Annotated in this window: 12 protein-coding genes; 8 read left to right on the top strand and 4 right to left on the bottom strand. The window is 69.1% G+C overall.

Annotated elements, in window-relative coordinates; genetic code table 11:
• Positions 1-73: 73 nt before the first annotated feature.
• The 4 genes from AUL33_RS06075 to AUL33_RS06060 form a co-directional block, all read right to left on the bottom strand.
• The gene (locus AUL33_RS06075) at positions 74-1,102 is read right to left on the bottom strand and encodes an ABC transporter substrate-binding protein (RefSeq protein WP_202815293.1); all 1,029 of its coding nucleotides are present in this window, start codon (positions 1,100-1,102) and stop codon (positions 74-76) included.
• A gap of 84 nt (positions 1,103-1,186) precedes the next feature.
• Positions 1,187-2,503 (bottom strand): FAD-binding oxidoreductase, encoded by a 1,317-nt coding sequence (locus AUL33_RS06070; RefSeq protein WP_062205187.1) that lies wholly within the window; start codon positions 2,501-2,503, stop codon positions 1,187-1,189.
• A 2-nt stretch (positions 2,504-2,505) separates the two neighbouring features.
• Complete coding sequence (locus AUL33_RS06065; RefSeq protein ID WP_062205183.1) at positions 2,506-3,234, bottom strand: HAD-IA family hydrolase; 729 nt, start codon at positions 3,232-3,234, stop codon at positions 2,506-2,508.
• A gap of 39 nt (positions 3,235-3,273) precedes the next feature.
• Positions 3,274-4,383, bottom strand: a complete 1,110-nt coding sequence (locus tag AUL33_RS06060) for an ABC transporter ATP-binding protein (protein ID WP_244492023.1) — start codon at positions 4,381-4,383, stop codon at positions 3,274-3,276.
• Between the two features lie 166 nt (positions 4,384-4,549).
• Between AUL33_RS06060 and AUL33_RS06055 the strand changes: the two genes are divergently transcribed.
• The 8 genes from AUL33_RS06055 to AUL33_RS06020 all read left to right on the top strand — a co-directional run bounded on the left by AUL33_RS06055 (position 4,550) and on the right by AUL33_RS06020 (position 12,264).
• On the top strand, positions 4,550-5,518 hold the full coding sequence (locus AUL33_RS06055) for a LysR family transcriptional regulator (protein WP_244492021.1): 969 nt from the start codon (positions 4,550-4,552) through the stop codon (positions 5,516-5,518).
• 167 nt (positions 5,519-5,685) lie between these two features.
• On the top strand, positions 5,686-7,191 hold the full coding sequence (locus AUL33_RS06050; protein ID WP_062205178.1) for a sugar ABC transporter ATP-binding protein: 1,506 nt from the start codon (positions 5,686-5,688) through the stop codon (positions 7,189-7,191).
• Between the two features lie 56 nt (positions 7,192-7,247).
• On the top strand, positions 7,248-8,291 hold the full coding sequence (locus tag AUL33_RS06045; RefSeq protein ID WP_062205173.1) for an ABC transporter permease: 1,044 nt from the start codon (positions 7,248-7,250) through the stop codon (positions 8,289-8,291).
• Positions 8,292-8,318: 27 nt separating this feature from the next.
• Positions 8,319-9,425, top strand: a complete 1,107-nt coding sequence (locus tag AUL33_RS06040) for a substrate-binding domain-containing protein (RefSeq protein ID WP_062205170.1) — start codon at positions 8,319-8,321, stop codon at positions 9,423-9,425.
• A 75-nt stretch (positions 9,426-9,500) separates the two neighbouring features.
• Positions 9,501-9,839, top strand: coding sequence for a hypothetical protein (locus AUL33_RS06035; protein ID WP_062205167.1), 339 nt, complete (start codon positions 9,501-9,503; stop codon positions 9,837-9,839).
• A gap of 6 nt (positions 9,840-9,845) precedes the next feature.
• Positions 9,846-10,760, top strand: coding sequence for an SMP-30/gluconolactonase/LRE family protein (locus AUL33_RS06030; RefSeq protein ID WP_062205164.1), 915 nt, complete (start codon positions 9,846-9,848; stop codon positions 10,758-10,760).
• A gap of 102 nt (positions 10,761-10,862) precedes the next feature.
• Positions 10,863-11,900, top strand: a complete 1,038-nt coding sequence (locus AUL33_RS06025) for an L-idonate 5-dehydrogenase (RefSeq protein ID WP_062205161.1) — start codon at positions 10,863-10,865, stop codon at positions 11,898-11,900.
• Positions 11,901-11,943: 43 nt separating this feature from the next.
• Positions 11,944-12,264, top strand: a complete 321-nt coding sequence (locus AUL33_RS06020) for a hypothetical protein (RefSeq protein WP_062205157.1) — start codon at positions 11,944-11,946, stop codon at positions 12,262-12,264.
• Positions 12,265-12,278: the final 14 nt, after the last annotated feature.

Below are 12,278 nucleotides of genomic sequence, written 5' to 3'. Positions count from 1 at the left end.
CTCGGGCACGAAAAAGGCGGGGGATCGGCGAGAGGGCGCCCGCGCGGATCGCACGGGCGCCCCGGTTTCTCGTCTACTGCATGAAGGTCAGCCAGCGCGCCTCGGCGGCGACGCCCTCGGGCGAAGCCCACCATTCGTCCGACAGCAGCGCCTGCTTGGCGGCATTGGCGGGCGCGCTCGGCAGTTCGGCGGCGCGCTCGGCCGGGATCGTGCCGACATCGAAGGCGGCGGGGTTGCCCGGGCCGTAGTCGATCTCCATCGGCAGGTTGGCCTGCAGCGGTGGCGAGATGGCGGCGTTGAGGAAGGTGGTGGCGGTGGCGAGGTTCGGCGCGTTCTTCAGGATGCAGAGATGGGTGCTCTGCAGCAGGCCTTCGTTGAAGGTGAAGCCGATGTCGTCGCTGTCCTTCATCACGGCGCTGACGCGCCCGTTCCAGGCCATGATCATGTCGGCCTCGCCATCGTGGAGAAGCTGCGCGGACTGGCCGCCCGAGGTCCACCAGACCGTGACGAACGGCTTGATCTCGGCAAGCTTCCTGAAGGCGCGCTCGACGTCGAGCGGGTAGAGGTCGGCGGGCTTCACGCCGTCGGCGATGAGCGCGGCCTCGAGCGTCGCATGGGGATGGTTGCGCAGCGCGCGGGTGCCCGGAAACGCCTCGACGTTCCAGAAGTCGGCCCAGCTTTGCGGGACCTTGTCACCCAGAGTGGCCTTGTTGTAGGCCAGAACGCTCGAATAGAACTCGTAGGCGACGGAGTAGGGCGTCTTGTAGGCCGCCGGCATCGAGGCCGCGTTCGGGATCTTCGAGAAGTCGAGCGTCTCGATCAGACCCTCCTTGCCGCCGCGCACGCAATTGGCCGGCGGCGTGTCGACGACGTCCCAGATCGGCTGCTTCGTCTCGCCCTGCGTCTTGATCATCGGCCAGGCGTCGGGGGCGCTGTCCTGGTTGATGGTGATGCCGAGTTCCTTGGCGGCGGGATCGAGGATCGCCTTCGTCTGGGCCTCCTGATAGGCGCCGCCCTGCGAGACGAAGGTGATCTGCCCGGCGGCCGAGGCCGGAAGCGCCCCGCCGAGGCCAAGGCCCAGCATGGAGCCGAGGGCGAGCATGCGATGGATTCGATGCATTTCTTTGGTCTCCGGGATGCGCGCGGGGACGGGCCCCGGCGAGGGTTGATGGTCGGCCGTCTCGCCTCAGCGCCCGGCGGCGTCGAGGAACTGGTACCAGCCCGCGACCACCCGCACGGCGGGCTCGCGGACGGCGTAGAAGGGCACGGTGCGCAGCGTCGGCGCGTTCATCAGCGCGAGATCGGGCGCCTCGCCGAGCGCGACGTCGGCGACGTGGCGGCCCATCAGCGTCGCCATGGCGATGCCGGTGCCGTTGTAGCCCAGCGCATAGGAAACGCGCTCGTCGAGCCGCCCGACATGGGGCACGCTCGCCAGCGTCATCGCCACGAGGCCGGACCAGCGATGGGTGATCGCGGCGCCCTCGAGCTGGGGAAAGAGCTGGCGCAGCGCCCGCTCCAGCGCGGCGAAGGCCGCGCCGCTGTCGGACTTGCCGAAGGCGCCGCGCCCGCCGAAGATCATCCGGTCGCCGTGCGGGCGAAACCAGCGCATCATCCGCCGCGTCTCGCTGTAGGAGCGGCGTTCGCGCATCAGCGTGGCGCGGACCGCGGGGAGCAGGGGTTCGCTCGCCACCATGGCGCTGCGGAAGGGGATGAGCGTGCGGCGAACGCCCTGCGTCGCCAGCGTCAGGTCGGAATAGCCGTTCGTCGCCAGGACGACGCGCGGCGCGCGGATGCGCCCGGTCGGGGTCTCCACCACGACGCCCGCACCCTCGGGGCGCAGCCGCAGCGCCGGGGTCTGCCCGTGGACGGCGACGCCGCGCGCGAGAAGCGCCCGCGCCATGCCGCGGGCGTAGTTCAGCGGATGGATCAGCCCGGAATGGGGCGTCAGCACGCCGCCGACGAAATCGCGCGATCCCGTTTCGGCGGCGGTGTCAGTGGCATCCAGGATGCGGATCGCGGTGTCGCCGAAGCTGTCGCGCATGACGGCGGCCTCGGCGGTCAGCGCAGCGAGCGCCACGCCATTATGGGCGCAGCGAAGGTTGCCGCAGATCTGAAGGTCGGCGCCCTCGATGGCGAGGGTCTCCACCGTCTCCTCCACCGCGTCCACCGCCTCGTGGCCGATGCGGTACATGCGCCGCGCCGTCTCCAGCCCGTGCGAGCGCGCCACCGCCGGCATCGACACGCGGTACTTGGTGGAGACGACGCCGCCATTGCGCCCGCTCGCCCCCCAGCCGACCGTGCTGGCATCGATCACGATCGGTCGCAAGCCCCGCTCCGCGAAGCGCCGGGCTGCAGAGAGACCGGTATAGCCGGCGCCGACGATCACCACGTCCGCCTCTGCGTCGCCGATCAGCGGTCCGGCGCCGTCCAGCGGCAGCGCCGTCTCGGCCCAAAGCGAGGCCGCGCCGGGCATCGGGAAGGTGGGAGCGGCGGCGCGGCCCATCGTCAGGCCGCCCGGCGGGCGAAGGCGCCGACGGCATCGGCCTCGACGGCGTCGGCGAGCTGCGCCAGCGTCGCGAAGTGGAAGTCCGGCTTCGTCACGGTCTTGGGATCGGGCGAGCCGCCGAAGCCGACCTGTCCCTGCCGGCGCTCGATCCAGCAGACGGTGTAGCCGAGCTCGCGGGCGACGCCGATGTCGTGGTGCTGGCTCTGCGCGACGTGGAGGATCTCCTCCTTCTTGTAGCCGAAGGCCGATTGGCGCCCCTCGTTGAACGAGAAGAAGCGGGCGTTGGGCTTGGCCACTCCGGTCTCGTCGGCCGTCACGCTGTCGTGGAACGGGTTGTCGAGCGTGTGGGCGTAGCTCGTATAGGTCATGCGGTCGGCATTGGTCATCGCCACCAGCCGGAAGCGGGTGCGCAGGCGCTTCAGCGCCTCGATCGCGTCGGGAAAGGCCGGATGCTGGAGGATGCGGGCCTGAAAGGCGGCGGCCACCTCGTCGCGCGCGTCGAGGCCGAGCTTGCCCGCCAGATGCCGGTAGACATCCGCCATCGCCTGGCTGGAGCGGCCGGGGAAGAGGTCGCGCCCTTCGACGTAGGGCTTGAAGATGTCGTCGTCGGAAAGGGCCGTGCCGGCGTCCGGGTTGAGTTGTCGCACGCTGTCGAGGACGCCCTTCTCGAAATCGATGAGGGTGCCGACGACGTCGAAGGTGAGAACCTTGAACCGTTCGAATGCCATGGGGATCGAGCCTTTCTGCACGTGAGGATGACGGCGCCGTCAGGCGCGGGCCTCGGGGACGACGATCGCGTCCTCGGGATGAAGGGTGAGGGCGATGGGGCGGCCGGGTTCGGGGATCGCGGCGCGGCCGTGATGGTGGCTGGGCTGGCGCAGGCTCACGACATGGCCGCCGCCGAGATCGACGAGGACGCGCAGGCTCTCGCCCTGGTAGACGACGCTTCTCACCGTGCCGTGGAGCCGGTTGGCATCCGCCCGCGACCCGTCGTCGACGAGCAGCTTCTCGGTGTGGACGGCGAGAAGGATGGTGCCCGTCTGGGGGATAGCCCGCGCGGTGCGGATCACGGCGCCGGCGACTTCGACGCTCGATGCGTCGATGCGGGTGGCGGGGATCAGCGTCGCCTCGCCGATGAAGCCGGCGACGAAGGCGTCGGCCGGGTGATCGTGCAGGCGCTGCGGCGCGTCGATCTGCACGAGGCGTCCGTCTTTCAGGATCGCAACGCGGTCGCTCATCGTCAGCGCCTCGCGCTGGTCGTGCGTCACGTAAATCGTGGTGGAGCCGAGCTTCTCGTGGAGTTCGCGCAGCTCGATCTGCATCGTCTCGCGCAGCTGCTTGTCGAGCGCCGAGAGCGGCTCGTCCATGAGAATGAGGCGGGGCTCGAAGACGATGGCGCGGGCCAGAGCCACGCGCTGGCGCTGGCCGCCGGACATGGCGGAGATGCGCCGGTCCTCGTAGCCGGAGAGTTCCACCATCGCCAGCGCGTCGCGCACCTTCGCCGGCCAGTCGGCCTTCGGCTGGCGCCGGGCGCGCAGTGGAAAGGCGACGTTCTCGCCCACCGTCAGATGCGGGAAGAGCGCGTAGTTCTGAAAGACGACGCCGATGTCGCGCTTGTGCGGCGGCGCGAAGGTGACGTCCTGTCCGCCGATATGCACCGAGCCGGCGGTCGGCGCGACGAACCCGCCGAGAATGCCGAGAAGCGTCGACTTGCCGGAACCCGACGGGCCGAGCAGCGAGACGAACTCGCCGGGCGCGACGGAAAGCGAGACATCGGAGAGGACGTCGTACTTCCCGTAGCGCTTCGTCGCCCCGGCGATCTCGACCCCGACCTTCTCGCGCATCTGCATTCCCAGCCATTCCCCCGGATCGCGCATGACGGCAGGTTTTCGCTCTGCCGCATGGGTTTTGCTGCAAGGCACCATGACGAGGCGGTCGGAGCGCAGCATCGTTTGGGAAAGATCAGCAAAATGAATTGCTTGCGATCCCTTGAGAGAAGTTGACCAAATCAACGGCAGTTCCGCAATTGCAAAATTGTGCCGCATGGCATTACATCGTGTAATGACGCTGCGACGCCTCGTTCCCTCGATGAATGCCCTCTTCGCCTTCGAGACGGCCGCGCGCCTCGGCAATTTCGCGCAGGCCGCAAAGGAGCTGAGCGTGACGCCGCCCGCCGTCAGCCGCATGATCGCGCGGCTGGAGGAGCATCTCGGCGTCCGGCTGATCCACCGCCTGCCCACCGGCAACCGGCTGACCGACGACGGGGCCATCCTCTTCGAGGGCATCGCCAAGAGCTTCGCCGGGATCGAGCAGGCGCTCCTGGCGATCGAGGCGCGGCGCTCGGGCTCCGAAAGCGTGACGCTCTCGGTCTCCACCGCCTTCACGACGCATTGGCTGATGCCGCGCCTTCAGCGGTTCCAGGCCGACCTGCCGACGGTGGACCTGCGCTTCCAGCTCCTGCCGGGGCCGCTCGGTGGGCCGGTGGACGACGTCGATCTCGGCATGCGCTTCGGCGGCTTCACCGAGGGCCACGACGTGACCGACCTCGCGCCCGAGATCCTGCTGCCGATCTGCAGTCCCGGCTATCGCCGCTCGCCCTCCTCGGAAGGGTTCCAGCCCGATGTCGAGACGATCATCAACCTCAGCAAGGCGCAGCCGGACTGGTCGGGCCTCTTCTCGTTTCCCTCCGAGCGCCCGCCCTCGCACTCGCTGGCCTTCTCGGACTACGCGATCGTGGTGCAGGCGGCGCTGCTCGGGCAGGGGGTGGCGCTCGGCTGGCTCAGCGTCGTCGCCCACTGGCTCTGCGTCGACGCGCTCGTGCCCGCCACCTCGCGCATCATGGTGACCGGCCGGCCCTGCCAGCTCGTGCGCTCGCGTGCCCGGCCGCTGCGCCCCGCGGTCGCGGCGGTGCGCGACTGGATCGCTTCGGAAGTCGCGACGGAGCTGCGTCAGATCGACGCGAAATTTCCCGAGCTGGAGCTTCGCCGAACGCTGGACCATCGCATCCACTGACGCGCCCGGCGGAAACCCGAGGGTTCATGTCGCCCGTCCCCTCGCGTCGCGATGGAAAACCTGCAAGCCTGCCGCGTGACGACCCTTCCAAAATGAGTGGTCGCGCATTTGACGCGCCGTGATGATACCGATACCATCTCACAATCAGCAGGTGTCGGGAGGCTTCTGTGACAGATCTGATCTTCACCAACCTGCAGAAGCGGTTCGGCGGCACGCAAGCGCTGAAGGGCGTCGGCTTCAGCGTGCACTCCGGCGAGGTCGTCGCGCTCTTGGGCGAGAACGGAGCCGGCAAGTCGACGCTCATTAAGATCCTCGGGGGCATTCACAAGCCCGACGAGGGCGGCATCTCGATAGACGGCGAGCCTTACGTTCACGAGCCCAACCGCTCGGCCGGCGCGCGCACCAAGGTCGCCTTCGTCCACCAGGACCTCGGCCTCGTGGACTGGATGACGATCGCCGAGAACGTCGCGCTCGCCAACGGTTATCCCCGGCGTGGTGGCGGTAAGCGCGGGCTGGTCGACTGGGGGGCCTGCGAGCGCGTGGCGGCCGAGGCGCTGGCCCGGCTCGGCTGCGACTTCGAGCCCGATCGCCGCGTCTCGTCGCTGTCGCGCACCGAGAAGTCGCTCGTCGCCATCGCCCGCTCGCTGGCGACCCGCTGCGAATTCCTCGTGCTCGACGAGCCGACCGCCAGCCTTCCCGCCGACGAGGTGGAGAAGCTCCTCGCCGCGGTCCGTCGTCTGCGCGACGAGGGCGTCGGCATCATCTACGTCTCGCACCGGCTCGACGAGATCTTTCGCATCGCCGACCGGGTCGTGGTCCTGCGCGACGGGGCGCTCGTCGGCGTGCGCCCGGTGGCGGAGACGAATGCGGGAGATCTCGTCGAGATGATCGTCGGTACCGGCGCGCTCCGGGCCTTCGAGAAGACGCCGGCCGCCGCGCATCCCGTGCCGCGCGTCACCGTGCGGGGGCTCATCGCCGGCGGCGCCGGGCCGGTGGATTTCGACATCTGCACCGGCGAGATCCTCGGCCTCGTTGGGCTGCGCGGCGCCGGGCAGGAGGCGGTGGGGCGCTCGCTGTTCGGCGCGCTTCCTCACGCCGGGCGCGTCGAGATCGACGGCGCCGTGCCCGACCTGTCGTCGCCGCGCGCCGCGCTCGGTGCCGGGGTCGGCCTGGTGGCGCGCGAGCGCACCGAAGAGTCGATCGCGCCCTCGCTCTCGATCCGCGAGAACGCTTTCCTCAACCCGGCGGCGCGGGCCATCCCGCTCTTCTCGCTGCGCTCGCGGTCTCGCGAACGCGAGATGGCGCGCGAACTCGGCGCCCGGGTCGGGCTGCGGCCAAACGATCCGGATCTGGCGATCGAGGGCCTGTCGGGCGGCAACCAGCAGAAGGTCGTGGTCGGGCGATGGCTCGACACCGGCCGCCGGCTGCTCATCCTCGAGGATCCCACCGCCGGCGTCGATGTCGGCGCCAAGGCCGAAATCTACCGGCTGGTGGAGGCGGCGGTGGCCGCCGGGCTCGCCGTTCTCGTCATCTCCACGGATTTCGAGGAGGTCGCGACGCTCTGTCACCGGGCGTTGGTGTTCAACCGCGGGGCCATCATCGCGGAGCTGTCGGGCGACGAGGTGACCACCGAACGGGTGATCGCGGCCGCGAGCGCGGCCGAGGCGGCCTGACGGGACGTTAGACAGGTTTGAAGGCCCGAGATGGGCAACGGTCTGGGAGGGCCTTCATGAACTCGATCAAGTCGACCGCGCTGGAGCCGACGCGCTCGGACCTGCGCGGCCTGTCCCGAGGCCAGGCGGCGCTGCGGCTGCTGCCGGTCTACGGCCTGCCGATCCTGACGCTGGCGCTGATCTGCCTCTTTGCCATCCTGCTTCCGCGCACCTTCCCGACGATGCTGAACCTGCGCTCGATCGTCTCCGACAAGTCGATCATCGCGCTGCTGGCGCTCGCCGCCATGCTGCCGATGACGGCCGGCAAAATCGACCTGACGGTGGGCTACGGCATCGTGCTCTGGCACATCCTGGCGATCTCGCTGCAGACGGCCTTCGGCATTCCCTGGCCGGTGGCGGTGCTGATCGTGCTCCTGCTCGGTGCGTTCGTCGGCTTCCTCAACGGCCTCCTCGTCGAGGTGGCGCAGATCGACAGCTTCATCGCCACGCTCGGCACCGGCACGATCCTCTATGCCCTCGCGCTCTGGTACACGGGCGGCCGGCAGGTCGTGGCACCGCTGCCGCCGGGGTTCCTCGCCCTCAACGGCACCACGATCCTCGGGCTTCCGATCGGCGGCTTCTACGTTCTGGCGCTGGCCTTCGTCTTGTGGATCGTCCTCGAATACACCCCGGTCGGCCGCTACCTCTACGCCATCGGCTCGAACCCGAAGGCGGCGGCGCTGAACGGCATTCCCGTGCGCCGCTTCACCATCGCCACCTTCGTCGCTTCCGGCCTGCTGACGGCGCTCACCGGCGTGCTGCTCGCCTCGAAGCTGCGCATCGGGCAGGCGAGCGTCGGTCTCGAATATCTCCTGCCCGCGCTGGTGGGCGCCTTTCTCGGCTCGACCACGATCAAGCCGGGCCGGGTCAACGTCTGGGGCACGGTGATCGGCGTCGTGATCCTCGCGGTCGGCATTTCCGGCATCCAGCAGTTCGGCGGCTCCTTCTTCGTGGAGCCCCTCTTCAACGGCGCGACGCTGCTCGTCGCGATCGGCATCGCCGCCTACGCCCAGCGCCGTCGCGGCGCGAGCGCGGCGGCCGCACCCAAGACGGGCGCCTGAACCCGTCCCAACCGGAGGAACCACGGCATGCTGAAACGAACGCTCCTGATGACCGCCGCAAGCCTCGCGCTGCTCGGTACGGGTCTGTCCGCGGCGCGGGCCGACGCCCTCGTCGACGAGGCCAAGGCCGTCGTCGCCAAGGCGACGAGCCGCGCCGACAAATGGGAGGGCCCCACCACCGGCCCGAAGGCGGTCGGCGCCAAGTCGATCGTCTATGTTGCCGGCGACATGCGCAACGGCGGCATTCTCGGCGTCGCCACCGGCGTCAAGGAAGCGGCCGGCGTCATCGGCTGGGACTATCGCGAGATCGACGGGCAGGGCACCGTATCCGGACAGGCGACCGCCCTGTCGCAGGCCATCGCCCTGAAGCCCGACGCGATCGTCGTCAGCGGCTCCGACGCCGTCGAGCAGAAGGCGGCGCTCGAGGGCGCGGCGGCCGAGGGCATCACCATCGTCGGCTGGCACACCGGTCCGGTGCCGGGACCGCAGGCGGGAACGCCGGTCTTCGCCAACGTCAACACCGACTCGATGGAGGTCGCCCGCGTCGCCGCGATGAAGGCGATCGCCGATTCCGATGGCAAGGCCGGCGTCGTGATCTTCGCCGACTCCACCTACGCCATGGCGATCGCCAAGGGCCGGGCGATGGAGGAAGTCATCAAGAAATGCGCGGGCTGCAAGGTGCTCGACTTCCAGGACACCCCGCTCGCCGACGTCTCGACCCGCGTTCCGCAGCTGACGACGACGCTCCTCCAGAACAACGGATCGGCCTGGACGCATTCCCTGGCGATCAACGACCTCTACTACGACTTCATGCCGCCCGCGCTCTCGGCGGCCGGTCTCGATTCGGCCAGCGCACCGCAGAACATCTCGGCCGGTGACGGCTCCGAATCGGCCTTCCAGCGCATCCGAGCCAAGGATTTCCAGGCCGCCACCGTGCCGGAGCCACTGGCCATGCAGGGCTGGCAGGTCATCGACGAGCTGAATCGCGCGTTCTCCAAGCAGCCCTGGTCGGGCTACGTTCCGAGCGTCCATCTCGTCACCGCCGACAATGTCGAGTTCGACGGCGGGCCGAAGAACGTCTTCGATCCCGACAACGGGTATCGCGACGCCTATCGCAAGATCTGGGGCAAGTAACCGACGCCCCGCAATCGGCCGACGGCGATGCGCCGCCGGCCTCGTCTTCCCTGTCTCCAGATCGGATCGCCGCCCATGTATATCCGCTGCGCCTTCTTCCGCGGCCGCGCCAAGCCGGGCCGCGAGGCCGAGTTCACGGCCTATGTTCGCGAAAAGCTCGTGCCGCTCTGGACGAGGTTTCCCGGCGCCGAGGAGGTGCGGGTGCTCCGCCAGGAGGAGGCCGACGTCGAGGATCCCCATTTCGAGATGGTTCTGCAGGTCCGCTACCCCTCGAAGGCCGCGATCGAGGACGCGCTCGCCTCCGATATGCGCACCCGGTCGCGCGAGGTAACCAAGGGGCTTCTGGAAATGTACGAGGGCGACATCTTCCACACCGTGTTTCGCGCCGACGATTACGCCCTGCCGACGGATTGAGCCGCCATGTCCGCCCCCTTCATCGTCCATGACCCGCGTTTTTCCCGCCTCATGATCGGCCATGCCCGGCTCGACACGCTCTGGACCGGCGGTCGCTGGGTGGAGGGCCCCGTCTACATGCCGGCCGCCAAGTCGCTGCTCTGGTCCGACATCCCGAACGACCGGGTGATGCGCCTCGACGAGTGCGACGGTTCGGTCGGCGTCTTCGAAGCCCCATGCGGCTTCCACAACGGCCATACGCTGGACGCGCAAGGCCGCGTCATCGCCTGCGAGCACGGCGGACGGCAGATCTCCCGCCTCGACCATGACGGCGTCTGGCGCGCCCTCGTCTCGCATGTCGGCGACAAGCGCCTGAACTCGCCCAACGACGTCGTCGCGCATTCCGATGGCTCGATCTGGTTCACCGACCCGACCTACGGCATCGACTCGCACTATGAGGGCCATCAGGCCACGCCGGAGCTCGCCTCCTGCGACGTCTACCGTCTGGATCCCGAAAGCGGTGCGCTGACGGCGGTGGTCACCGACATGCTGCGGCCGAACGGGCTCTGCTTCTCGCCGGACGAGCGCCTTCTCTACGTCTCCGACACCGGCAAGACCCATGACGAGAGCCACGATCCCGTGATCCGGGTCTATCCAATCGGCGCCGACGGGCGGCCGGGCGAGGGGCGGACCTTCGCGCGCTCGCCGAACGGCTTCTTCGACGGGTTCCGCTGCGACCGCGAGGGCAACGTCTGGGCCTCGAACGCCAACGCGGTCTGCGTCTACGCGCCGGACGGCACCCATATCGGCTCGATCCCGATCCCCGAAATGGTTGCGAATCTCTGCTTCGGCGGGCCCCGGCGCAACCGCCTCTACATCACCGCGCAGACCTCGCTCTACGCGATCTACGTCAATGCCCACGGCGCCGGCTGGACCGGCTGACGTACGGCTTGCGAGGATCGTCCGGGCTCTTTAGTGTCGAATGGTGTTATCGGTATCATGGCGCCTGATTCCCGGATGGGTCGTGGTGCGAGGAGAGTTTCGATGAAGGCAGCCGTCATCCACGCCGCCAAGGACCTGCGTCTCGACGAGCGCGAAACCCCTCGCCCGGCGCCGGGCGAGGTCGTGGTGCGCTTCGGCGCCGGCGGCATCTGCGGGTCCGATCTGTCCTACTGGGGCAAAGGGCGCGTCGGCGACTTCGCGCTGCGCGAGCCGCTGGTTCTCGGCCACGAAATCTCGGGCGAGATCGAAGCCCTTGGCGAGGGCGTCTCGAACCTCGCGGTGGGCCAGCGCGTCGCGGTCAATCCGAGCCGCCCATGTCTCCACTGCGACTATTGCCGGGCAGGGCGCTCCAACCTCTGCCGCAACATGCGCTTCTTCGGCTCGGCCGCCATCTATCCTCATGTGCAGGGTGGCTTTTCGGAGCATCTCGTCTGCCGGGCGGACCAGGCCGTCGTGGTGCCCGCCAACATGCCGTTCGCAAGGGCCGCGCTCGCCGAGCCGCTGTCGGTGGCGATCCACGGCATCCGGCGCGCCGGCGATCTCGTCGGCAAGAAGGTCCTGATCGCGGGCGCGGGGCCGATCGGCCTGCTTCTCGCGCTGGCCGCACGGCGCGCCGGCGCGAGCTTCGTGGCCATCACCGATCTCATCGACGAGCCGCTGGCGCTGGCCCGGCAGGCCGGCGTCGACGAGGCGATCAACGTCGCGACGTCGCCGGAGAAGCTTGCGGCTTTCGGCGCCGACAAGGGCTTTTTCGACGTGGCGCTGGAAGCCACCGGCTCGCCGCAGGCGCTGGCCTCGCTCTTCGACGTGGTGCGGCCCGGCGGGCGCGTCGTACAGCTCGGCATGATGCCGCCCGGCGACATTCCCGTTCCCGCCAACAAGCTGATGGCCCGCGAGATCGACTTCGTCGGCGCCTTCCGCTTCGCCTCCGAGTTCCAGACCGCCGTCGAATGGCTGGTGGCCGATCTTGTCGACGTGACGCCCGTGCTCTCGGCCGAGATGCCGATGAGCCGTCTCGGCGAGGCGTTCGAGCTGGCAGCCGACCGGCGGCGCGCCATCAAGGTCCACCTGCACTTCTGAGGCCTGAGCGAGCGAGGCCATGATATTATAACGAGGACAGGACATGGAGACGCGCAGCGCCATCTTCACCGGTCGAATCCATACCGGGCGGGAGGACGAGTTCTTCGCCATCGTCGAGTCCGAACTGCTGCCGGTCTGGCGGCGCATGCCCGGCGCCCTCGCGGTGCGGGTCTATCGCCCGCGCCGGGCCGATCCCGGCAGCCCGCCGATCGTCCTCCTGCAGGAGATCGACTATGCCTCGCCCGAGGCGGTTCGCGAGGCCGAGGCGTCGCCGATTCGCGCGGAGGGCGCGCCCGTCGTCGCTCGTCTCATGACGATGTTCGACGGCGCCCTCCACCATATCGTTTCCGAGCGCATCACCTGACCGATCCGGCAGGA

Source organism: Aureimonas sp. AU12 (assembly GCF_001463705.1).
Taxonomy (GTDB): domain Bacteria; phylum Pseudomonadota; class Alphaproteobacteria; order Rhizobiales; family Rhizobiaceae; genus Aureimonas.
This window is presented reverse-complemented; position numbering and strand designations above follow the sequence as displayed.